23 protein-coding genes and 1 pseudogene are annotated in these 22481 nt (G+C 35.8%); 5 read left to right on the forward strand and 19 right to left on the reverse strand.

Annotation, left to right across the window (positions count from 1 at the left end; genetic code table 11):
- Nucleotides 1-179: 179 nt before the first annotated feature.
- From EKL98_RS07270 to EKL98_RS07285, 4 genes are all read right to left on the reverse strand, one after another.
- A complete protein-coding gene (locus EKL98_RS07270) occupies nt 180-1721 on the reverse strand; it encodes an acyl-CoA carboxylase subunit beta (protein ID WP_126554380.1) in 1542 nt (513 codons plus the stop codon).
- Between the two features lie 177 nt (nt 1722-1898).
- Nucleotides 1899-3341, reverse strand: a complete 1443-nt coding sequence (accC, locus tag EKL98_RS07275; protein WP_126561917.1) for an acetyl-CoA carboxylase biotin carboxylase subunit — start codon at nt 3339-3341, stop codon at nt 1899-1901.
- 93 nt (nt 3342-3434) lie between these two features.
- Nucleotides 3435-3920, reverse strand: a complete 486-nt coding sequence (locus tag EKL98_RS07280; RefSeq protein ID WP_126460338.1) for an acetyl-CoA carboxylase biotin carboxyl carrier protein subunit — start codon at nt 3918-3920, stop codon at nt 3435-3437.
- A 101-nt stretch (nt 3921-4021) separates the two neighbouring features.
- Entirely contained in the window at nt 4022-6226 is a 2205-nt protein-coding gene (locus EKL98_RS07285; RefSeq protein ID WP_126561918.1) for a B12-binding domain-containing radical SAM protein, read from the reverse strand.
- Nucleotides 6227-6557: 331 nt separating this feature from the next.
- Between EKL98_RS07285 and EKL98_RS18410 the strand changes: the two are divergent.
- Nucleotides 6558-6662, forward strand: a pseudogene (locus EKL98_RS18410) (T9SS type B sorting domain-containing protein); the annotation flags it as partial.
- 7 nt (nt 6663-6669) lie between these two features.
- Here the strand turns inward: EKL98_RS18410 and EKL98_RS07295 are convergent.
- Nucleotides 6670-7953 (reverse strand): MFS transporter, encoded by a 1284-nt coding sequence (locus EKL98_RS07295; RefSeq protein WP_126460332.1) that lies wholly within the window; start codon nt 7951-7953, stop codon nt 6670-6672.
- Nucleotides 7954-8056: 103 nt separating this feature from the next.
- On the opposite strand from EKL98_RS07295, the gene bshC reads away from it, so the two are divergent.
- Together bshC and EKL98_RS07305 are read left to right on the forward strand one after the other, a co-directional pair.
- Nucleotides 8057-9700 (forward strand): bacillithiol biosynthesis cysteine-adding enzyme BshC, encoded by a 1644-nt coding sequence (gene bshC / locus EKL98_RS07300; protein ID WP_126561919.1) that lies wholly within the window; start codon nt 8057-8059, stop codon nt 9698-9700.
- An 85-nt stretch (nt 9701-9785) separates the two neighbouring features.
- Nucleotides 9786-10205 carry a nucleoside-diphosphate kinase gene (locus EKL98_RS07305; protein WP_126460327.1) on the forward strand — a complete coding sequence of 140 codons (420 nt, stop codon included), beginning with the start codon at nt 9786-9788 and terminating at the stop codon, nt 10203-10205.
- 129 nt (nt 10206-10334) lie between these two features.
- Here EKL98_RS07305 and EKL98_RS07310 read toward each other — a convergent pair whose 3' ends face one another.
- Both EKL98_RS07310 and EKL98_RS07315 read right to left on the reverse strand, forming a co-directional pair.
- Nucleotides 10335-10631, reverse strand: a complete 297-nt coding sequence (locus EKL98_RS07310; protein WP_126460325.1) for a DUF721 domain-containing protein — start codon at nt 10629-10631, stop codon at nt 10335-10337.
- Nucleotides 10612-11055 (reverse strand): hypothetical protein, encoded by a 444-nt coding sequence (locus EKL98_RS07315; protein ID WP_126455073.1) that lies wholly within the window; start codon nt 11053-11055, stop codon nt 10612-10614. Before EKL98_RS07315 ends, EKL98_RS07310 begins: the two co-directional genes overlap by 20 nt.
- 439 nt (nt 11056-11494) lie before the next feature.
- Between EKL98_RS07315 and EKL98_RS07320 the strand changes: the two genes are divergently transcribed.
- The gene (locus tag EKL98_RS07320; RefSeq protein ID WP_394343474.1) at nt 11495-11701 is read left to right on the forward strand and encodes a hypothetical protein; all 207 of its coding nucleotides are present in this window, start codon (nt 11495-11497) and stop codon (nt 11699-11701) included.
- Between the two features lie 188 nt (nt 11702-11889).
- Here EKL98_RS07320 and ftsY read toward each other — a convergent pair whose 3' ends face one another.
- From ftsY to EKL98_RS07380, 12 genes are all read right to left on the reverse strand, one after another.
- Nucleotides 11890-12870: a signal recognition particle-docking protein FtsY gene (gene ftsY, locus EKL98_RS07325; RefSeq protein ID WP_126561920.1), complete on the reverse strand. Its 981-nt coding sequence runs from the start codon at nt 12868-12870 to the stop codon at nt 11890-11892.
- 127 nt (nt 12871-12997) lie between these two features.
- Nucleotides 12998-13150: a DUF4295 domain-containing protein gene (locus EKL98_RS07330; RefSeq protein WP_091205215.1), complete on the reverse strand. Its 153-nt coding sequence runs from the start codon at nt 13148-13150 to the stop codon at nt 12998-13000.
- Nucleotides 13151-13226: 76 nt separating this feature from the next.
- Nucleotides 13227-13409 (reverse strand): 50S ribosomal protein L33, encoded by a 183-nt coding sequence (gene rpmG / locus EKL98_RS07335; protein ID WP_017495179.1) that lies wholly within the window; start codon nt 13407-13409, stop codon nt 13227-13229.
- A gap of 27 nt (nt 13410-13436) precedes the next feature.
- The gene (gene rpmB / locus EKL98_RS07340) at nt 13437-13673 is read right to left on the reverse strand and encodes a 50S ribosomal protein L28 (RefSeq protein ID WP_126455077.1); all 237 of its coding nucleotides are present in this window, start codon (nt 13671-13673) and stop codon (nt 13437-13439) included.
- Nucleotides 13674-13745: 72 nt separating this feature from the next.
- Complete coding sequence (locus EKL98_RS07345; protein ID WP_126561921.1) at nt 13746-14999, reverse strand: CinA family nicotinamide mononucleotide deamidase-related protein; 1254 nt, start codon at nt 14997-14999, stop codon at nt 13746-13748.
- 222 nt (nt 15000-15221) lie between these two features.
- Entirely contained in the window at nt 15222-15566 is a 345-nt protein-coding gene (locus EKL98_RS07350) for an Hpt domain-containing protein (RefSeq protein WP_126455081.1), read from the reverse strand.
- Entirely contained in the window at nt 15566-16177 is a 612-nt protein-coding gene (locus EKL98_RS07355; RefSeq protein ID WP_126561922.1) for a fumarylacetoacetate hydrolase family protein, read from the reverse strand. Before EKL98_RS07355 ends, EKL98_RS07350 begins: the two co-directional genes overlap by 1 nt.
- 42 nt (nt 16178-16219) lie before the next feature.
- Nucleotides 16220-16996, reverse strand: coding sequence for a 3'-5' exonuclease (locus tag EKL98_RS07360; protein ID WP_126561923.1), 777 nt, complete (start codon nt 16994-16996; stop codon nt 16220-16222).
- Nucleotides 16997-17141: 145 nt separating this feature from the next.
- Nucleotides 17142-18467 (reverse strand): dihydrolipoamide acetyltransferase family protein, encoded by a 1326-nt coding sequence (locus EKL98_RS07365; RefSeq protein ID WP_126561924.1) that lies wholly within the window; start codon nt 18465-18467, stop codon nt 17142-17144.
- Nucleotides 18468-18551: 84 nt separating this feature from the next.
- Complete coding sequence (locus EKL98_RS07370) at nt 18552-19709, reverse strand: glycosyltransferase family 2 protein (RefSeq protein ID WP_126561925.1); 1158 nt, start codon at nt 19707-19709, stop codon at nt 18552-18554.
- A gap of 3 nt (nt 19710-19712) precedes the next feature.
- Complete coding sequence (locus tag EKL98_RS07375) at nt 19713-20003, reverse strand: type II toxin-antitoxin system RelE/ParE family toxin (protein ID WP_126561926.1); 291 nt, start codon at nt 20001-20003, stop codon at nt 19713-19715.
- Nucleotides 20003-20245, reverse strand: a complete 243-nt coding sequence (locus EKL98_RS07380) for a hypothetical protein (RefSeq protein WP_126455093.1) — start codon at nt 20243-20245, stop codon at nt 20003-20005. Before EKL98_RS07380 ends, EKL98_RS07375 begins: the two co-directional genes overlap by 1 nt.
- 361 nt (nt 20246-20606) lie before the next feature.
- On the opposite strand from EKL98_RS07380, the gene EKL98_RS07385 reads away from it, so the two are divergent.
- Entirely contained in the window at nt 20607-22469 is a 1863-nt protein-coding gene (locus EKL98_RS07385) for an ABC-F family ATP-binding cassette domain-containing protein (protein WP_126561927.1), read from the forward strand.
- Nucleotides 22470-22481: the final 12 nt, after the last annotated feature.

The raw sequence follows: 22481 nt of genomic DNA on the forward strand, positions 1-22481 counted from the left end.
TCTGTCCTATTTCATCTAGTTGTTTTTTTAACCAAATTCTAATTTAATTTTTATAGTCCGATTGAAAGATACTAAAACGTCAAATGATCCCCCAAAACACCAACTAGTTTTTGATATTAAATGTAAAACTAAAAACCACCTAAAATAATCAGGTGGTTTTTTCATTTCTTAAAAAAATACTACAACGGAATATTCCCGTGTTTTCTATCTGGAGTAACACTAACTTTATTTTCTAGCATGCTAAAGGCTTTTATCAGTTTGCGTCTGGTGTCTTCCGGTAAGATTACCTCATCCACAAAACCACGTTGAGCAGCGGTATACGGATTTGCGAACAAATCCGCATATTCCGCCTCTTTTTCTAAAAGTTTAGCTGCAGGATCTTCGGCCTCATTGATTTCTTTCTTGAAAATAATTTCAGAGGCCCCTTTGGCTCCCATTACAGCTATCTCGGCACTGGGCCAAGCAAAATTCATGTCGGCACCAATGTGTTTCGAGTTCATCACATCATACGCACCACCGTAGGCTTTACGTGTAATTACCGTAACTCGTGGCACGGTCGCTTCGCTTAAAGCGTACAATAATTTCGCTCCGTGAACGATAATTCCATTCCATTCTTGGTCCGTTCCCGGCAAAAAACCCGGCACATCCACTACAACCAATAACGGAATATTAAAACAATCACAAAAACGAGTAAATCGAGCTGCTTTTTTCGAGCTGTTCACATCCAGACAACCCGCTAAAATCATCGGTTGGTTGGCTATAATCCCAATGCTTTTTCCTCCCAATCGAGCAAAACCCACCAAGATATTTTCGGCATAGTTTTTATGAATTTCATAAAACGAATCTTCGTCAATAATGCCGCTAATTACCTCGTGCATATCGTACGGTTTATTGGGATTATCCGGAATAATAGTCGCTAATTTGGGACGAACCTCATCATTGAGTTCATACCGTAAATTGTGTGCTTTTTCTTTGTTGCTTTGTGGTAAATAACTCAACAAGCGTTTCAAATCTTCCAGACATTCCACATCATTAGCAGAAGTAATGTGCGCCACACCGGATTTCGTAGAATGCGTGCTTGCCCCTCCCAATTCCTCTGAAGTCACCGTTTCATTGGTTACTGTTTTCACGACATTCGGGCCTGTTACAAACATATAACTGGTATCTTCAACCATCATCGTAAAATCAGTCATGGCTGGTGAATATACCGCTCCACCAGCGCAGGGACCCATAATTGCAGAGATTTGCGGAATTACGCCACTGGCTTGTACGTTTCTATAAAAAATATCAGCATAACCACCCAACGAACGAACACCTTCCTGAATACGTGCCCCACCAGAATCATTCAGGCCAATCATGGGTGCGCCCATTTTGACTGCCATATCCATAATTTTACAAATTTTTTCGGCATGAGTTTCAGATAATGATCCCCCAAAAACGGTAAAATCCTGCGCAAAAATATAGACCAATCGACCGTTTATAGTTCCGTATCCGGTAATGACACCATCTCCAAAAAACAGTTCTTTTTGCATTCCAAAATCAGACGTTCGATGGGTAACTAACATCCCGATTTCTTCAAAAGAGCCTTCATCCATCAAATAATTGACGCGCTCTCTTGCCGATAGTTTTTTATTGGAATGTTGTTTTTCGATACGTTTTTTACCGCCGCCCAAATGAGCTTCAGCAATTTTATCGTTTAATGTTTTTATTTTAGATTCCATACTTTATTTAATTGGATACTATTGTTTTTTAAAATTTCGTCACTTCGAGTGGTTTTGAACAGTAATGCGATAGCTTTAATGTTTAAAATTGTATCGAGAAGCCTTGTGAAATGTAAAGTTCTCGATACTTCCCAAAGGTTTTTTGTTTAAAACCTTTGCTCAACTCGAACTGACGTTTTAAGAGTTTAGTAAGTGTACGATTTTTTGATCTTCAAAATACTGTTTCAACGCCACCAAAGCAGCGATTTCGGCTTCTTGCTCCATTTGATTTTTCAATACATCCATATTGTAATAGTTCTTTACAAAATGCGTGTCAAATTTCCCGGAACGAAATGCCTCGTGTTCAAAAACAAATTTCCCAAAAGGCAACGTTGTTTGTACGCCTTCCACATGATAATCTTCAATGGCTTTGAGCATAATTTGAATGGCCTCTTCGCGGGTTTCGCCGTACGTAATTAATTTGGCTAACATAGGATCATAATAAATAGGAATGTCCATGCCTTGTTCAAAACCATTGTCCACACGAATACCCTGGCCAACTGGCAATTGATACACCTCCAAATTCCCCACACTCGGCAAGAAATCATTCATCGGATCTTCGGCATACACACGTAATTCCATTGCATGCCCTTTTATTTTCAAATCTTCTTGTTTTATTGCTAATGCTTCTCCCCTGGCCACTCTGATTTGAAGTTCAACCAAATCAGTTCCTGTAATCCATTCCGTAACAGGATGTTCTACCTGCAAACGAGTATTCATTTCAAGAAAGTAGAAATTATTATTTTCATCCAATAAAAATTCGACAGTTCCTGCTCCTAAATAATCACATGATTTAGCTACCAAAACAGCAGCTTCTCCCATTTTTTTACGCAATTCAGGTGTTAAAACCGAAGAAGGCGCTTCTTCTATTACTTTTTGGTGACGACGCTGGATACTGCACTCTCTTTCGAATAAATACAACACATTCCCGTGGCTGTCTGCCATAACTTGAATTTCGATATGCCTTGGCGAACCCACATATTTTTCGATAAAAACAGAACCATCACCAAAAGCGGAAATCGCTTCACTGATGGCGCGATCCATTTGAGATTCGAAATCAGCTTCACTCTCTACCACACGCATTCCTTTTCCGCCACCACCTGCAGAGGCTTTAATCAGAATTGGAAAACCAATTTTTTTGGCAACCACTTTCGCTTTTTCGACATCCGTAATGGCTTCGTCAAAGCCCGGAACCATTGGAATGTTGTATTGCTTAACAGCCTCTTTCGCCGCTAATTTACTTCCCATGATTTTGATCGCTTTCGACTTTGGACCAATAAAAATGATGTTATTTTTCTCTGCTTCTTCGGCAAAATCAGCATTTTCACTCAGGAATCCGTACCCGGGATGAATTGCATCTACGTTTAATGATTTCGCAACCTCTATGATTTTACTTCCCAATAAATAGGATTGATTAGAAGGAGCTTCGCCAATCCAAACGGCTTCATCAGCAAATTTTACGTGCGGTGCATTTCTGTCGGCAGTAGAATATACTGCTACAGTTTTAATGCCCATTTTTTGTGCGGTTTTCATCACTCTTATGGCGATTTCACCTCTATTGGCAACTAATAATTTTTTCATTTTATATTTTTTAACCGCAGATTCGCTAATTTTAATTCTCTCACAATCAATTGCGTTATATAATTTAAAATTTTCTTTTAAATTAGTGGTGTTTTATTCGAATTCAATTAACAACTGTCCTTTATCTACGGCATCGCCCATCATTACTGATATGGTTTTGATAACGCCATCACGCGGAGAAAGAAAGCTATTTTCCATTTTCATGGCCCCTAAAATAATAAGGTTGTCATTCTCTTTGACGGTTTGTCCTACTACCACACTGATTTCGAGAATTAAACCTGGCATGGGTGCTTTGATAAAATTGACTTGTTTGGTAAGCCCTACTTCGAATCCCATTTCCTTAATCAAAACATCCAAAGGATTTGAAATGGCAACGGTGTAGGTGTTATTGTTTACCTTTACGGTGTAGCTTTTTTGAAGAAAATCAGAAGTGATGATTTCCGCTTGATAAGGAGTGTTTGAGTGCAAAACATGAAACTTATTCGTTTCCACACTTACTGCATCCAGTTGTGAAATACTTTTCTTTTCTAAATCAAAATGAAAAGTGTCATTTACATTAACTTTATAACCAATACTCATTTGCTTTTATTTTATGGTCGTAAAAATAGGCAAAAGAAAACGTTTTCGTAAACCAATGAAGAAAGTTTTATGCTAATTTAGTATAGGTATCAAAAATAAAATTATAATACTAATAACCCATATTCCCGCAGCGTTTTAATTGGTTTGGAGTACCAAAACAATTCAAAGTCCTCCAGATATGATTCGAAATCTATTTTTATTTCTTGAAAGCTGTGAGTTTTAGAATTCGAAACAGCGATTTTCTGTAGCATTTCTACCAGCCATTCTCCCTCCCTTTTATTCGTTTGAATACTGAAACTTTCTTTTTTATCATGAAATATCAAAGTCATTAGTTCCCAAGAATTTCCTTTTTTAGATTTGGTAAAATGTTCCACAAATGGTTTGCCGCCTAACCAAACGATTTTAGCAGTGGGTTTGACGCTAAAATCATTGTCTTCTTGTAGAGCATCAAAAATAAAATCAGGTGAAATTTTAGTTTTTGGAATTTTAAATTCAAACCAATCCTGCAATTCGTAATCAAAACAGATTCCGTGCATGAAATTGAACAACGATTTCTTAAGTCCAAAACTGAATTTATCATGGTCGATTCCTGTTGCATCGGTATAATTAATATCGTTATTGGCAAAAGTTCCAATGATTTCGGTTTCTTTTGTCACACCAAATTTCTCTGGATACAAGCCTACTGGACTGTGCGCCGTCATAGCAAATTGATGCCAAAATCCCGATTGTAATACCCCAACTTCAAATAACTGACGCACCATTTCGAAACTATCTATCGTTTCCTGAATGGTTTGCGTAGGATAGCCGTACATCAAATAGGAATGAACCATGACTCCTGCTTCGGTAAAATTTCTGGTGACTTTAGCCACTTGCTCCACCGTAACGCCTTTGTCAATCAATTTTAATAATCGATCAGAAGCTACTTCGAGACCACCAGAAACCGCAATGCAACCGGAAGCTTTAAGTAGCAAACACAAGTCTTTGGTAAAACTTTTTTCGAATCGAATGTTCGTCCACCACGTCACGGCTATTTTCCTACGAAGAATTTCGAGAGCTAGAGCCCGCATCAAAGCCGGTGGCGCCGCTTCATCTACAAAATGAAATCCGTTCTCACCTGTTTGGGCAATCATTTCCTCCATTCGGTCGCACAATAAATTGGCCGCCACGGGTTCGTAAATTTTGATGTAATCCAAAGAAATATCGCAAAACGTACATTTCCCCCAGTAACAACCATGTGCCATGGTAAGTTTATTCCATCTCCCATCACTCCACATGCGGTGCATGGGATTCACAATTTCGATAACCGAAATGTATTTATCCAAAAATAAATCCGAATAATCCGGAGTTCCTACTTGTGATTGTTTGTAATCGTGTTTCAGGGAATTATTTTTATAAACTACTTTTCCGTCTTCCAACAGAAAGGTTCGTTTATAAGAATTGTAATCTGTCCCGAAATTTCGGGATTCAATATTAGAGATTAATTCTTCTATTGGCATTTCCCCATCGTCCAAAGTAATAAAATCGAAAAACTCAAACACACGAGCGTCAGAAAGTGAACGCAATTCTGTATTTGGAAAACCACCACCCATCGAAATCTTGATATTGGGATAATGCTTTTTAACCCATTGTGCCGAACGAAAAGCCGCGTACAAATTTCCTGGAAACGGAACTGAAATCAAGAATAATGTAGGTTTTATAGTTTCTATTTTTTCTTTTAAAATAGAAAGAAGAACGGTATCAATATAAGTTGGTTCCTGTTGCAAGGCTTCATACAATTCGTCAAAAGAATTCGCACTTCGTCCCAAACGTTCTGCATAACGGCTGAAACCAAAATTAGCATCAACACATTCCACAATAAAATCTGAAATATCTTCGAGATACAAAGTCGCTAAATGCTTGGCTTTGTCCTGTGTTCCCATCGTTCCGAAAGCCCAATCAAGTTCTTCCAATTGTGCAAAACGGGACGCTTCCGGCAAGAAATCTTCCTGACAAATTTGAAGCGCCAATGTTGGATTTTTTCCTTGCAGAAAAGCAATCACGGGATCAATCGTCTTTACATATTCATCTTGCAAAGCTTGAATTCTTTGGCTATTAGGTGTTAGCTTTTGGGTCCTAGCTGTGGCAATAGCAAACACATTTTGCAAACCTTCTTTAGAAAACAATTCCAAAATCACCTCAATACCCAAATCCGCCTGAACAGACTCAATGTTTTTGGTATTCAGAAACCCTTTAATATAAGCGGTCGCCGGATACGGTGTGTTGAGTTGGGTAAACGGAGGCGTGATGATGAATAATTTGGTTTTCAAAAGAAATAAGTTTTGTGCAAAAATAAGGGATAATTCTGTTCTTATCACCAAAGTAAAAGTCCATATTATTATTTATTCTTTGGATTCAAATATAAAACAAAGCTATTTTTAGTTTCAACGTAATATATAGGTATTTAATTATATTTATCTTGCTGTAAATCTTACTTCTGAAGCGAATTTTTCCTTTTTCATTTACAATGCAAAGTCAATGTTTTGATTGTGCCAAAAACCTACGTGGTTGCAATGATGATGCTGCTGCCGATTTAAAGAAAGCAAGCGATGGTATATACATAGCAAAGAATTAAACAATTAACTCAAAAATAGTTCATGTGACGGAAGTCTTAATGGTCATCAACTTCCATCAGGTGATTATTGGTATACAGCAACCAGAACTGATGAAAATGAATACAAAGGTCATTTTAGTTTGAAGCGATAGCAAATTATCAAAACTTATGCTCTTTTTTGCTGACCATCAACAATGAAAATAAAGAGACACAGGCTGCTGTACTTAAGTAAAACCCAACGTAGGTCAGGCTATACTGTGTAGCTAACCAAATCGCAATCATAGGGGCAAAAGCGGCTCCGATAATTCCTGCCATGTTAAATGCCAAAGAGGTCCCTGAATAACGCACTGTTGTAGGAAACAGTTCCGATAAAAAAGTCCCCAATGGGCCATATGTGAATCCCATCAGCGCCATTCCAACACATAAAAACAAAGTCACAAGAACCGAACTGGCAGAATTTAAGAAAAATGAAAATGCAAAACCAAAAACAGCTATTGCTATCGTTGCATAAATAAGCATTTTTCTACGCCCAATACAATCCGCAATTAAAGCAGAAACAGGAATAAAAAGCGCAAAAAACAATACCGAAAACAATTGCATCAATAGAAAATCCCTTTTGGAATAACCTAAATCTGACGTTGCCCAGCTAAGCGTGAACACCGTCATGAGATAAAAAACCAAGAAAGTTGTAATCGACGCAAATGTGCCAAAAATCAATTGGTTTTTATAAAATTTTAATAAAGTAAAAAAGGGAATTTTAACCTCTTGTTGTTCTTTTTTCGAGTTTTTGAAAGCAGGAGTTTCATCAATTTTTAATCGGATATAGAAACCTACAACAACCAATAACGAACTCCCTATAAACGGAATTCTCCACCCGTAGTCCAGAAAAGCTTCGGCACTCATTGTGTCTGTCAAAATCAAGAAAGTACCACCTGAAAGCAACAAGCCTATTGGAGCTCCCAATTGCGGGAACATACCATACCAAGCACGCTTATTAGGCGGAGCATTTTCGATTGCCAATAAAACCGCTCCACCCCATTCGCCACCTAAACCAACTCCTTGACCAAAGCGACACAACATAAGTAATAAAGGAGCTGTAATTCCAATACTGGCATAACTTGGTAAAAAACCAATACAAACAGTTGAAATCCCCATTGTTAATAATGCAATTACTAAGGTGGTTTTACGTCCAATTTTATCACCATAATGGCCAAAGACTGCGGAACCTAAAGGTCGGGAAAGAAAAGCAATCGAAAAAGTTGCAAGAGATAATAAAACAGAATTAGTATTATCTGTTGAAGGAAAAAACAATTGAGGAAAAACTAAAACTGCTGCATTAGCATATATATAAAAATCAAAAAACTCTATAGTTGTACCAATTAAACTGCCAAAAAGAACATGTTTTAAAGAATTTTTATTCGTAAGCTTTAAATTATCTTTCATAAAATTGTTAATTTTTTTTGATAAAATTGATACTATTTTTCGAAAGTAACAAATATTATAGTTCCAATATTTTTCGGTAATTTAGCCTCAAATAAAATTCCATATGCCAACCGACTGTATCAGCTATCAAAATTCAGGATATTTCTCTTCTTTGATGAACGATTATTTAGATCAAAAAAATAATTTACATTCTCTATACAATAGATTTCCAACGCTGGAAAACTTTGAAAAGCAAATCCTTGAAAAGCAAAATAACTTCCCCTCCCCAGCCCTCCCCGAAGGAGAGGGAGTCGAAATGGATAAAAAAAATGTCAATGACAATAAAAGAAATATTTTAGTTTCAGTATTAAAAAAACAATATTCGGCTATTTCAACTTCTGTTTTAACAAAACAAAATATTGAAACTTTAGCCCTTCCAAATACATTTACTGTAACCACTGGCCATCAGCTAAATTTATTCAGTGGACCTTTATATTTTTTATACAAGATTATTTCGACAATTAATTTGACAACCGAATTAAAAGCGAAATATCCCACCTATAATTTTGTCCCCATTTACTGGATGGCTACCGAAGACCATGATTTTGAAGAAATCAATTATTTTAATTTTAAAGGCAAAAAATTCCGTTGGAACAAAGAAAGTACAGGTCCTGTTGGACGATTGTCTACTAAAGGTTTATCCGATTTTCTAGAAGTATATGCGCTGGAATTAGGTTCCGGTACGAATGCAGATACTCTAAAAAAATTATTCAAAGACTCTTATCTGAAACACGATAATTTAGCCGATGCCACACGATTTTTGGCAAATGCATTATTTGGTGCAAATGGTTTAGTCATTTTAGATGCGGATAATTCAGACTTAAAAAGAGCTTTTATTCCTTTTGCAAAAGAAGAATTACTACACCAATCCTCGCATAAATTAGTACTAGAAACTGCCGAAAAATTAAAAGAGTATACGATTCAAGTGAATCCTCGTGAAATCAATTTGTTTTATATTGAAGATAGTATCAGAGAACGCATCATCTTTGAAAATGATCGATACAAAATAAACCATACTAAAATTGAGTTTTCTGAAACAGAAATTCTATCCCTTTTAGAAAATCATCCAGAGAAATTCAGTCCTAACGTGATTATGCGTCCGTTATATCAAGAAGTGATTCTCCCCAACTTATGCTACATTGGCGGAGGAGGAGAGATTGCCTATTGGCTAGAGCTACAATCGTTTTTTGCCGCTGCAAAAGTAACTTTTCCAATACTTTTGCTTAGAAATTCCGTACTATTAGCAACCGAAAAGCAAGCTAAAAAAGCAGACAAATTAGAATTGAATTGGGAAAATTTATTTTCGAAACAGGCGAATTTAGTACCTACTAAAACCAAAGAATTATCAGATTTCCCAGTCGATTTAACGCATCTCAAAATCCAATTGGAAAAACAATTTCAGGAGCTTTATGATGTTGCGACCAAAACCGATAAATCTTTTATTGGAGCGGTAAAAGCCCAGGAAACAAAGCAAAACAAAGGATTAGAAAATCTGGAAAAACGATTGCTAAAAGCACAAAAAAGAAAACTAAGTGACGTTTTACAACGCATCACCTACTTGCAAAATGAGCTGTTTCCCAACCAAAGTTTACAGGAACGACAAACTAATTTTTCCGAATTTTATTTGGAATACGGAGACAATCTGATTCCTACATTAGTCAAACAACTCCAACCGCTGGATAATAAATTTGAAATTATTGTACTTTAATCAGATTACGATTATTTGAATGACTTAATTGTAAAAATATTCAATAAAAAAATGCTAATTTTGCATAAAATTAAAAAAAATAAAAATGGCTACTAATAGAACTTTTACCATGATCAAGCCGGATGCTGTTGCTAACGGACACATCGGAAACATACTTGCAATGATTACTACGGCAGGTTTCAAAATCGTTTCTTTAAAATTGACACAATTAACTGTTGCTGATGCACAAGCTTTTTACGAAGTGCACGCTGCAAGACCTTTCTATGGTGAATTAGTAGAGTTTATGTCAAGAGGACCAATTGTTGCTGCTATTTTAGAAAAAGACAACGCTGTTGAAGATTTCAGAACTCTAATTGGAGCTACAAACCCAGCTGACGCTGCTGAAGGAACTATCCGTAAAGCATACGCAACCTCTATTGGAGAAAATGCAGTTCACGGTTCTGATAGCGATGAAAATGCAGCTATCGAAGGTGCGTTCCATTTTGCCGGAAGAGAGCAGTTCTAGTATCGGTTTTCAGTCGCAATTGACAGTTACGAATTATAATAAAATAGAAATCCCGTTTCAAAATTGAAACGGGATTTTTTTATATCAAAAATCTGAAATCTAAATTCGTTAATCAACAATCTAAAATCATTACCTTAAAACCACATCCTTCACCACATCTCGTCTTAGTTCCTCATTAATCATAGCCACAATTTTTGATTTACCATGACTTAATTCCTCTCGTAAAACGGACGAGGTCAACTCTACATACAACGTACTTCCTTTCAAAACTACATTATTGGTATAACTGTTCACACCGTTACCCATCAAGTTTTTCCAAGCGTATTTTACGTCCATTTGATCCATTCCGGGCTGCAGCTTATTTACTTGGATAATTTGTTTCAAAACATCCCCTATCGTACTTTGATTATTTAGTCTCTTTGCCATCGCCCAGTAAATTTATTGGTGTTGCTTTCTTGTAATGATATGCTGTTTTTTCTTTGTTCAGTAATACTAATTCTTCCGCTGACACTGCAATTATTTCCTCACTCCATTTCATATAAGGTGTTGAATAATCCACAAACGCCTTGTCATCTGCAAATCGAATTGAAACCTTTTCATACGCATCATTCACCATAAAAGTACCGTCTAGTTGTGGCATGACTTTCTTTCGAAACCCTTTATTCTTTTTGTCAACTTCAAAATAATCATACACTTCATTCATCTTATACTCCTTGTTTTCCCCCTTATCAAAAACAACCTTTTTAATTTCCCAATAGCCGTTTATGTTGGCAATATCAGCAGGTATAATTTCTTGCTGGCATCCCACAAAAAGGAATGCAATAAAAAGAAAGCTAAATGTATTTTTCATATAATTAATATTTTTAGGAGCTATTTCCTGCTTTTCACTTCAATCTTTTTATCCGCCTAAAAAGCGGCTAAAAAAGGATTTCCGCTTCAATCAGGGCTAGGTATTTTGAAGTAACCATACTTAAATTGCATACAACAAAGTTACTCTTATTAAATTCACAGAAAACAAAAAAAGTAGAACACATTAAACTATTTTATATATTAATAACCATAAGGCAATTAGAACTAAATTAGAGCAAAATGTAAAAAATAATCTACCGTATCGTCCTCACAATATTTTGCATAAGCTACAGTTCTGAAACTTCAGAACCAACGCCTACTCCAACAGATACACTCTATTTCCTTCCACTAACCGGCGCCACTTGGGTAACAAAATCTAGTATCATTCTTGTCAACGGCCGAATTGTTATGGAAAATCATTTCAATGGTCATCACGCCAATTGGAATTCAACGGTAGTTTAATACCAACAGCTCCTGCCGACATGTTTATGGCCTTAGGCAAAAACGATCAAAAAATTTATGTCATTCCGAGCAAGAAAATGGTCGTTATCAGAATGGGAGAGGTGGTAAACCTTGATAATCCAACTTTAGCTTTACCTGATTTTGATGAAATATTACAGCAGAAACCTAGCGTTTTACATCAGTAAATCTACTTGACTTTCAAACGTTTAAGAAAACCTAAAACAAAGAAAACCAATCCCATAAGTATCAAAAAATAATACAGACTGATACTTATATCTCGAATAAGATTAGCCGTTATAAAAGAAACTATACTCCCAAAATAAAGGTATAGTGGTGGTACATTTTTTAAAGAAGAAAAATCCATAATTGTCTTTTATTTAAAGAATGAATCTACAAATTCATATTTATTAAAAACCTGAAGATCCTCAATTCCTTCTCCAACACCAATATATTTTACAGGAATTTTAAACTGATCTGAAATTCCTATCACCACACCGCCTTTAGCAGTGCCGTCAAGTTTTGTAACCGCTAAACAAGTAACCTCAGTAGCGGCAGTGAATTGTTTGGCTTGTTCAAAAGCATTCTGACCCGTTGAACCATCCAAAACTAGCAGAACATCATGTGGCGCATCTTCAACAATTTTTTGCATCACTCGTTTTACTTTGGTCAATTCGTTCATTAAATTAATTTTATTATGCAAACGACCTGCGGTATCAATGATAACGATATCCGCATCTTGCGCCACCGCGGATTGCAAGGTATCAAAAGCCACCGAAGCCGGATCACTTCCCATATCCTGACGAACAATAGGAACTCCTACTCGATCTGCCCAAATTTGCAACTGGTCAATGGCAGCGGCTCGAAAAGTATCAGCTGCGCCCAGCACAACGTTGTATCCTTGTTTTTTAAACTGAAAGGCTAATTTACCAATAGTAGTAGTTTTACCAACTCCATTTACACCCACTACCATCAAAACATACGGCTTAGTCTGAGTTGGAATTACAAACTCAGTGGCTTCACCGGAGTTAGTCTCTGATAATAAAGCCGCAATTTCTTCTCTAAGGATCAGATTGAGTTCTTCAATTCCCAGATATTTATCTGCTGCTACCCGACTTTCTATTCTTTCAATGATTTTCAAAGTCGTATTGACACCAACATCGGAAGCAACCAGAATTTCTTCTAAATTATCCAGGACTTCCTCATCCACTTTTGACTTTCCGGCAACCGCTTTGGTTAACTTAGAAAAGAAATTTGTTTTTGATTTTTCAAGACCTTTATCTAATGTTTGCTTCGCCTGTTCGGTTAGGCTCGGGTCTTTTTTGTCTGATGAAAATATTCTTTTGAAAAAACTCATTGTGTAAATAGTATTAAGAATGAAGTATTTAAGTCCAAAGAACAAATACAATTTCTAATGGTAAATATAGAAAATAAAAAAGCTACTTCCGAATGAAAGTAGCTTTTCTATATACTGCTGTTGTAAATTATTTCTTTTTCAAGAATTCATCAACTGATTCTGGAGTCATAATAGATTCTACGAATGTATATGCACCTGTTTTTGGAGATTTCACCATTTTGATGGCTTTTGATAATCTCTTAGAAGATGTCTGTAACGATGCTACGGTTTTCTTTGCCATGATTCAAATGTTATTTAAATTTAAATAAAATCTCTAAATGTGACCATTTCTAGATTTCTATTAAAATCTCTAATTATTATTTAATTTCTTTGTGAACAGTTACTCTTTTCAAGATTGGATTAAATTTTTTAATCTCTAATCTGTCTGGAGTATTTTTTTTGTTCTTTGTTGTTATGTATCTTGAAGTCCCTGCAACACCTGATGTTTTGTGTTCAGTACATTCTAAAATTACCTGGATTCTATTACCTTTCTTTGCCATCTTGCTATTTTTTTATTTTGGAAGGGATTATTTAATAAATCCTTCTGCTTTTGCTTTTTTCAAAACTGCAGCGATTCCATTTTTATTAATTGTTTTTACCGTAGATGCAGCTACTCGTAGAGTAATCCATCTATCTTCTTCTGGAAGATAAAAACGCTTTTTAACTAAGTTTACAGAAAATTTTCTCTTAGTTTTGTTCATAGCGTGAGAAACGTTATTTCCTACCATCGCTCTTTTACCTGTAAGGTCACAAACTCTTGACATTATACTTATCTTTTATCGTTATTCAAAATCAGGGTGCAAAGAAAAGAAAAATAAACCTATTAAGCAACATATTTACTGCACATTTTTTAAAATTTCTTTCTGTACTAGTTCTAAACTTTTTATTACCGCTCTATCTATCACTTTTTCACGGGGTTGACCAAAATTGAATTCTTCAACAATTACTTCCTTTGGTGTTGCTATTGCAATAAAAACAGTGCCAATTTCTGCATCTGAGTCGCCTTTTGTTGGTCCGGCATTTCCTGTTGTCGCAATTGCATAATCCGTATTCATTCTCTTTTTTATGCTCAAAGCCATTGCAGAAGCTACCTCCTTACTGACTGCGGAATATTCCTTTATCAGACTTTCCGGAATACCCAAAACATCTATTTTAGCTTGGGTTGAGTACGAAACTACACTTCCTGCAAAATAATTGGAAGCACCGGCAACAGCACTTAAAAGCGTTGCTATTTTACCCCCTGTACAACTCTCGGCTGTGGCTATGGTTTTGTTTTGTTGGGTCAAAAGTTTCCCTACTGCAACTTCAATCGTTTCGTCTTCATCATAACCAACGATGATATCATGAATAATTGCGTCCAGCAAGTTTACATTTTCAAGTAGCGCAGTCTCTAATTTATTTTTATCTGTACCACGTGCCGAAAGACGCAATCGTACGCGTCCCGGAGCAGGCAAATAAGCCAGCTTAATAAATACAGGAAGGTTATTTTCCCAATCCTCTATTCGTTCCGCCACCAGACTCTCGCCCTGACCATAGGTCAGAATTGTTTTATGAATTATATAAGGGCGCTCATATTCCCGAACTACTTTCGGGATGATTTCATGCTCCATTAAATACTTCATTTCATAAGGAACTCCAGGAAGCGAAATAAAAACAGTGTTTTCCTTTTTCATCCACATTCCTGGTGCCGTACCTACCTGATTGTGAAGTACCGTACATTTCGAAGGAACCAGCGCCTGATCTTTATTGATTTGCGTAATGGTTCGCTTATAAAAACCTTCTATAAGTTGCGTGACATGAGCTAACACTTTTTGATCAACAACTAATTCATCTTCAAAGTAATCACAAAATGTTTTCTTGGTAATATCATCTTTTGTTGGCCCTAGACCTCCAGTTATAATAACCAAATCGACTTTGTTTTGAAGTGCTGTAAACGTATCAAAAATGTGTTTTTTATCATCACTAATCGAAATCATTTCGTTGATTTCAACACCAATTTTATCTAACGATTTGGCTATAAAACCAGAATTTGTATCGACAATTTGGCCTATTAAAATTTCGTCACCTATGGTAACTATGGTTGCTTTCATTTTTTTTGGTGCTGCTTATTTTGTAAAACTGTATTTAAAAAAGGAAAGTGTAAATTGGCAGATTCCTTTTTTTGCGTGAGGGATAACAGTGAAAATCCTTCCGTTTTTTCGGAAGATTACTTCACCTAAACAATTATTTTAATAGGGGTTCAGTGAACTTCGTTTGCAACGGATAGCCCGACCACGCTTTAACGTAAGTGAAAGCGTGGTCACGCCCAAATTTTACAAATCAAAGTCTTTTTTAATTTCTTTAATGGCTTCTTTCACCTGATTTTTTACACTCTTAAACGTTTCTTTGATTTCTTTCTTTTTACCTTCAGTCTTTGTCCAGGCTTCAACTTGAAGAATTTCTTCAAAAGCAACATTAAGTCCCATCAAATCCAGGGTTGGCTTTATTTTGTGTGCATAAGCATAGGCATGCTTGTGGTCTTTCTTTTTTATTCCTTCTTTAATTTGCTCTAGATCTGCCGGAACTTCAGTCACAAACAAAGTCAGAATTTCATTTACAAATTCAGGGTCGTTGTCCGACAGTGCGTACACTTTTGACAGGTTGTAGTTTATTGCCATTATTTTACTTGTATTCTAAATAGTTGTTGCCCTTCTAAAAATCCTTCTAAAACGTCCTCCGGCTTTACCGCTGCCACTCCTTCCGGGGTTCCTGTAAAAATGATATCGCCAATTTTTAATGTGAAAAACTGAGAAACGTATGAAATCAGCTCATCAATTTTCCAGAGCATCAAACTCGAATTACTCATTTGAACCGTTTCATTATTTTTCTTTAATTCAAAAGTAATATTTTCTACGGAACTAAATTGATTTTTTAATACAAATTCACCTATAACTGCCGAGCCATCAAATGCTTTGGCTTTTTCCCAAGGCAGCCCTTTTGCTTTTAATTTGTCTTGTAAATCCCGAGCGGTAAAATCGATTCCCACACTAATTTCGTCATAATATTTATGAGCAAACTTAGGCTCGATGTATTTCCCTACTTTGCTTATCTTGACTATAATTTCGATTTCGTGGTGCACCTCTTCCGAAAATTCCGGGATTACAAACGGATGTTGTTTTAATAAAACGGCTGAATCCGGTTTCATGAAAACCACAGGTTCCGTGGGCCGCTCGTTTTGTAATTCCTCTATGTGATTGGTATAATTCCTACCGATACAGATTATTTTCATTTTTTAGTAATTAAAAAATTTAATGATTGAAAAATTCAAAAATTAACTTAATTTATTATTCAGTTTTCGTAGTTTAATTGCCGTTAAAACTTTCTTGGTGTACAACGGAAAATCGGCATTTTGAATCCAACTGAAATAACCGGGCTCTGTTTCCAGAATTTTACCCACTTTGACTCCTTTGTGTTTTCCAAAAGTAAAAATCTCCTCCTCATCCTTATCAAAAGCAATCATTCCTGCGAAATCAGCAATTTTCTTTCTTGTTGTAAACTCGGACAATAATTTCATATCGTTTTCAAGTTCCGGATAGCGATCCAGTTGCGCTTTCAGAATCTCGTAAGTTGCCATGGTATCTGCTTCTGCAGAGTGTGCATTTTCAAGTGTTTTTTCACAATAAAATTTGTGAGCTGCGCTCAATGTACGCTCTTCCATTTTATGAAAAACGGTTTGCACATCAACAGAAACCCTTCCTTTCATATCAAAATCTACTCCGGCACGTAGCATTTCTTCAGCCAATAACGGAATATCAAAACGATCCGAATTAAATCCAGCCAAATCACTGTCTTTAATCATATTATACACTTGAGTCGCCAATTCTTTGAATGTAGGTTCATTTGCTACTTTTTCATCGGTAATACCATGAACAGCGGTTGTTTGAGGTGGAATTGGGATTGTTGGATTGACCAACCAAGTTTTACTTTCTTTATTTCCGTTCGGAAAAACTTTTAAAACTGAGATTTCTACAATTCTATCTTTTCCGATATCAATCCCTGTGGTTTCTAGATCGAAAAAACAAATTGGTTTATTGAGTTTGAGTTCCATTTTTAATTTTTGTGTGGTTACAAATATAGAAATTTGGGTTTAATTTCATTTAAAGTTCACCGTTTAAAGTTTCATAAAATCTTAAAAAAAGAAAACCCGATTGGTTTTTAAAAATCAATCGGGTTTTTATTCTAAATATTAGCTTTTAAACATCTCTGTTTACATCAAATGCTTCTAAGTATTCAGCGACTCTTTTTACAAAACTGCCCCCTAAAGCTCCATCTACCACTCTATGATCATAGCTGTGTGACAAAAACATTTTCTGACGAATCCCGATAAAATCTCCTTCTGGAGTTTCGATTACTGCCGGCATTTTACGGATTGCTCCAAGGGCTAAAATACCCACTTGAGGCTGATTTAAAATTGGCGTACCAAAAACACTTCCAAAAGTTCCCACATTAGTAACTGTATAGGTTCCGCCTTGAGTATCGTCCGGTTTTAGTTTTCCAGCTTTTGCACGACCTCCTAAATCATTGACCGCTTTAGCCATTCCAACTAAATTCAACTGATCCGCATTTTTAATAACGGGAACAATTAAATTTCCGTTTGGTAACGAAGCAGCCATTCCTAAGTTGATGTTTTTCTTCTTGATAATATAATCGCCATCCACAGAAATATTCATTCCTGGAAAATCTTTTATCGCTTTAGCAACCGCTTCCATGAAAATTGGAGTATACGTCAACTTCTCCCCTTCTCTTTTTTCGAAAGCAACTTTATTTTTCTCTCTCCATTTCACAATATTTGTCACATCGACTTCGATAAACGATTGTACGTGAGCCGAAGTTTGTACCGAAGCGACCATGTATCCCGCAATTAGCTTGCGCATTCTGTCCATTTCTATAATTTCATCACCACCGCTTACGGATACCGGAGCGGCTTTTTGAGCTGTTGGAACTGCAACCGGTTTTTGAACTGCTGCCACCGGAACTGCAATAGCAGGCTGACTAGTTCTGTTTTTTACATACTCTAAAATATCATTTTTAGTCACTCTTCCCTCTTTTCCTGTTCCCGAAATTGCTGCTAATTCAGCCACAGAAACCCCTTCTTCTTTAGCAATATTTTTTACCAAAGGCGATAAGAATTTTTCAGATTCCGAGTAATCGGAAGACAAATCTACCGGAGTCGCAACACTTTCGTTGGATCCTGAAGCTTCGGGATTAACCATTTTTGTTACTTCAGCAATACCCTCAGGAGCTACAGCTTCTTTAACAATTGGCACAAGCGCTCCATCTTCAGTCTCAATAATAGCAATAGTTTGCCCTACCTGAACTAAATCATCTTTACCAAACAGTTGTTCTACTAAAATTCCCGAAACTTCGCTTGGCACTTCACTGTCTACTTTATCAGTAGCAATTTCAAGTACTGCTTCATCCGCTTCAATTTTGTCGCCAACTTCTTTTAACCAGTTTGTAATGGTTGCTTCTGCAACGCTTTCTCCCATTTTTGGAAGTTTTAATTCAAATCTTGCCATATTGTTAACCTAAAAGGTGATATTGATTTTCAGTTTGCGAAATTACTAAATATTTCAAACATAAATTACATTAAATGTAATTTTTTACTCTATTTCTATAATCTCACCTCTCTCATTACTATTATTACTTCCTATTAAAAAATTAGCGTTTTTTGGTATAATTTTAAAGGTAAATCCTTTATTCCTTGAAGATTCGAGAATTGCGATACATTTTTTGAAAGAAATGAATTCGTTATCTAAAATAATTTCTGCACCTATTTTACTTTTAACAGAAGACGAAATTACTGTTTTTTCTGTTTTCAAATCGTGAAACAGGACTTTTTTTTGCAAAACCAAATGGAGCTTATCTGCTAATTTTTGGTTAGCTGAATACAAAAGATATGATTTTGGAATGATTTTTATTCCTGGTTTCCCTTGAAACATTTTCGCTAAAGAAAAAAAGATAATCCCAATTTTCATAAAAAGGGAGAAAAATAAAGCACTTTTAAAATGCTTTTTGTAGAAGAAATTCATCGCTTCCTGAAACCGTTTCATATACGTTTCATCCTTAACCGTGCTTTCTCCTTTGTAATGAATTACGGTCGTTTCATGGAAATAATAATTGAATTTTCCTTCTTTCAGGACTCGATACGACAAATCAATATCGTCAGAATACATAAAACAATCTTCATCAAATCCGGCTACTTCAAGATACAAATCTCTTTTCATAACCATAAAAGCACCCACAAGAATGGCTACTTTTCCGGTTTGGTTTTCACTTAAATGTTGCGCATAATACTTCCCGAATGTTCCAGAAAATAATTTGTATAAACCCGTGATTTTGGTAAAAGCGACCCAAGGTGTCGGAACGCCACGTTTGCTTTCGGGCAGAAATCTTCCGGTTCCATCAATGAGTTTACAACCCACAATTCCTAAATCCGATTGTTTTTGGGCGAAAGCCAATACTTTCACAAACGTATCTTCGGCAACAACAGTATCGGGATTCAGAACGCAAATGTATTCGCCTTGCGCTTGGGCTACCCCAATGTTATTGCCTTTGGGAAAGCCAATATTTTCTTTGTTTTGAATGAGTTTTACGTTAGGAAAAAGCTTTTGCATCATTGCACAACTGTCATCCGAAGAATTGTTATCAATTACAATAATTTCGGCGTCAATGGTTTCTAATGCGTTTTGAACGCTTAAAACACAGAGCTCCAGAAAATAGCGAACGTTGTAATTGAGAATAATGACGGATAGTTGCAAAGCTTATTGTTTTAGTTTTTTGGGATTTTGTTTCGTGTTGAAAATTCTCAAAACTACAACACTTTCTTTCTCTACGGAATAGATAATTTTAAAACTCCAAATGACCACAAATCTAACTTTTTGGATATTAATTATTGGCTCAACCGGAAATTTATAAGGAAAATTCGGCAGAGAATTTGCCAAATCATAAATTTCATTAAATACTAAAATAGCATTTTGAGGACTTTCTTTTTTTATGTACTTATAAATAGCTTCTAGTTCATTTGATGCTTTTTTACTCCAAAGCACCCTCATTAACCTAGAATTTTTTTTCTGACATCTTCACTAGAATAGGTTTCTAACTTTCCTTCATTCAATTGATGTAAAGCCTCATGAATGTCTTTAGTATATTCTTTTTCAGAAATTGGGTTTCCATCTGCGTCATAACCAACTATATTTTCTTCATCAAGAAGTTTTGCTATTTTACTAAGAATCTTATTGTCGTTAATACTTAAGATTCTTTGCGTGATGCTGATTTTTAAAGTCTCCGTTTTCATGATACAAATTTTTAACCACTCAAATTTACGTCATTTTATTGAAAATTAAAAAAAACATGTTTCTCCACTAGCCCCGAAGGAAGGGAAAAATTTTTTTTGTTCTTTCTTTAAGGACTAAAAGAGTACTTCACCAAGTTAATATTTTCATCGGTGTTCAGTGAATTTCATTTAGAATGAAAGCTGGACCTTTAGTTCCAACTAAAACCAAGTCATTCGCTCCTAAAAAACAGGTTATCATGTTTAGTTTTAACATTACTTAAACGATAAAACTTGAAACCTAATATAAATGAATTACTTTTGCAAAAAAGTTATGTTTAGTAATGCATGCATCTCTTATAATTTATAACTCATACCCTACAAAGTGAATTACTTATCAGTCGAAAATATCTCTAAATCTTTTGGAGAAAGAACACTTTTTGAAAACATTTCTTTTGGAATTAGTAAAGACCAAAAAATCGCCTTCATTGCCAAAAATGGCTCTGGAAAAACGACTATCATGAGCATCATTAACGGTTTGGAAGAATCAGATACCGGACAAGTTGTACTCAGAAAAGGTATCAAAATGGCCTTCCTTTCGCAAAATAACAATTTGCAGGAAGAATTGACGATTGAAGAAAGCATTTTCGCATCGGATAATGAGACTTTGAAAGTGATTGAAGCGTATGAAAAAGCATTAGAAAATCCGGAAGACGAAGAAGCCTACCAAAAAGCTTTTGACGGAATGGATCAGCACAATGCGTGGGACTTTGAAACACAATACAAGCAAATTCTGTTCAAACTGAAGTTGGAAGATTTCAAACTGAAAGTAAAAAATCTTTCTGGTGGACAGAAAAAAAGACTTTCATTAGCTATTATTTTGATCAATCGTCCCGATTTATTAATTCTGGATGAGCCTACCAACCACTTGGATTTAGAGATGATTGAATGGCTGGAAAGCTATTTTACTAAAGAAAATATTACGTTGTTTATGGTGACGCACGACCGTTTCTTCTTGGAGCGTGTTTGTAACGAAATCATCGAACTGGATAACGGAAAATTATACCAATACAAAGGAAATTACTCGTATTATTTAGAGAAAAAAGAGGAACGCATTGCATCAGAAAATTCGAGTGTGGATAAAGCGCAAAACCTTTTTGTAAAAGAACTGGAATGGATGCGTCGTCAGCCAAAAGCGAGAACGACCAAATCTAAATCCCGTCAGGATGACTTCTATGACATCAAAGAAAAAGCACAAAGCCGCCGCCGTGAAAACAAAGTAGAGCTTGAAATTAACATGGAACGTATGGGAAGCAAGATTATCGAGCTTCACAAAATCTCCAAAAAATTCAAGGATCATGTCATTATGGATAATTTCAGTTTTGATTTTCAACGTGGCGAACGTATTGGAATCATTGGGAAAAACGGAACTGGTAAATCTACTTTCTTGAATTTATTGACTGGAACTATTCCGCTTGATGGTGGAAAAGTGGTGATTGGTGAAACGATAAAAGTAGGTTACTATACGCAAAGCGGAATCAACCCAAAACCGGGTCAGCGCGTGATTGACGTGATTAAGGAATATGGAGAATTTATTCCGTTGATGAAAGGAAAATTAATTTCCGCTTCGCAATTGTTAGAGCGTTTCTTGTTTGATGCCAAAAAACAATATGATTTTGTCGATAGATTGAGTGGTGGAGAATTGAAACGTTTGTACTTGTGTACAGTTTTGATTCAGAATCCGAACTTCTTGATTCTGGATGAGCCTACGAATGATTTGGATATTGTGACACTGAATGTTTTGGAAAGTTTCCTTTTGGACTATCCCGGTTGTCTTTTAGTGGTTTCTCACGACAGGTATTTTATGGATAAAATTGTGGATCACTTATTCATTTTTAGAGGACAAGGTGTAGTGGAAGATTTCCCTGGAAACTATTCTGATTTTAGAGCTTATGAAGACAGTGCTGATGTTGCTCAAAAAGAAGAAAACAAAGCCGAAAAGAAAGACTGGAAACAAAACAATCCAACCGGTAACCTAACGTTCAACGAGCAAAAAGAATTCCAGAAAACAGAGAAAGAAATCAAGGACTTAGAGCTTCAGAAAATAGCTATTGAGCAATTATTTTCGGACGGAAAAATTACTGATGCTGACATCGAGAAAAAAGGAAATGAATTGCAAAACCTCATCCAAAAGATGGAACTCAAAGAAGAGCGTTGGTTTGAATTAAGTGCCAAAATGGAAGGATAAAAAACTTATAAT

Source organism: Flavobacterium bomense, assembly GCF_003970355.1.

Coding starts and splice junctions, on each gene's coding strand:
- EKL98_RS07270 (WP_126554380.1), bottom strand. CDS start 1,721: ATGGAATCTAAAATAAAAACATTAAACGATAAAATTGCTGAAGCTCAT.
- accC (WP_126561917.1), bottom strand. CDS start 3,341: ATGAAAAAATTATTAGTTGCCAATAGAGGTGAAATCGCCATAAGAGTG.
- EKL98_RS07280 (WP_126460338.1), bottom strand. CDS start 3,920: ATGAGTATTGGTTATAAAGTTAATGTAAATGACACTTTTCATTTTGAT.
- EKL98_RS07295 (WP_126460332.1), bottom strand. CDS start 7,953: ATGAAAGATAATTTAAAGCTTACGAATAAAAATTCTTTAAAACATGTT.
- bshC (WP_126561919.1), top strand. CDS start 8,057: ATGCCAACCGACTGTATCAGCTATCAAAATTCAGGATATTTCTCTTCT.
- EKL98_RS07305 (WP_126460327.1), top strand. CDS start 9,786: ATGGCTACTAATAGAACTTTTACCATGATCAAGCCGGATGCTGTTGCT.
- EKL98_RS07310 (WP_126460325.1), bottom strand. CDS start 10,631: ATGGCAAAGAGACTAAATAATCAAAGTACGATAGGGGATGTTTTGAAA.
- EKL98_RS07315 (WP_126455073.1), bottom strand. CDS start 11,055: ATGAAAAATACATTTAGCTTTCTTTTTATTGCATTCCTTTTTGTGGGA.
- ftsY (WP_126561920.1), bottom strand. CDS start 12,870: ATGAGTTTTTTCAAAAGAATATTTTCATCAGACAAAAAAGACCCGAGC.
- EKL98_RS07330 (WP_091205215.1), bottom strand. CDS start 13,150: ATGGCAAAGAAAACCGTAGCATCGTTACAGACATCTTCTAAGAGATTA.
- rpmG (WP_017495179.1), bottom strand. CDS start 13,409: ATGGCAAAGAAAGGTAATAGAATCCAGGTAATTTTAGAATGTACTGAA.
- rpmB (WP_126455077.1), bottom strand. CDS start 13,673: ATGTCAAGAGTTTGTGACCTTACAGGTAAAAGAGCGATGGTAGGAAAT.
- EKL98_RS07345 (WP_126561921.1), bottom strand. CDS start 14,999: ATGAAAGCAACCATAGTTACCATAGGTGACGAAATTTTAATAGGCCAA.
- EKL98_RS07350 (WP_126455081.1), bottom strand. CDS start 15,566: ATGGCAATAAACTACAACCTGTCAAAAGTGTACGCACTGTCGGACAAC.
- EKL98_RS07355 (WP_126561922.1), bottom strand. CDS start 16,177: ATGAAAATAATCTGTATCGGTAGGAATTATACCAATCACATAGAGGAA.
- EKL98_RS07360 (WP_126561923.1), bottom strand. CDS start 16,996: ATGGAACTCAAACTCAATAAACCAATTTGTTTTTTCGATCTAGAAACC.
- EKL98_RS07365 (WP_126561924.1), bottom strand. CDS start 18,467: ATGGCAAGATTTGAATTAAAACTTCCAAAAATGGGAGAAAGCGTTGCA.
- EKL98_RS07375 (WP_126561926.1), bottom strand. CDS start 20,003: ATGAGGGTGCTTTGGAGTAAAAAAGCATCAAATGAACTAGAAGCTATT.
- EKL98_RS07380 (WP_126455093.1), bottom strand. CDS start 20,245: ATGAAAACGGAGACTTTAAAAATCAGCATCACGCAAAGAATCTTAAGT.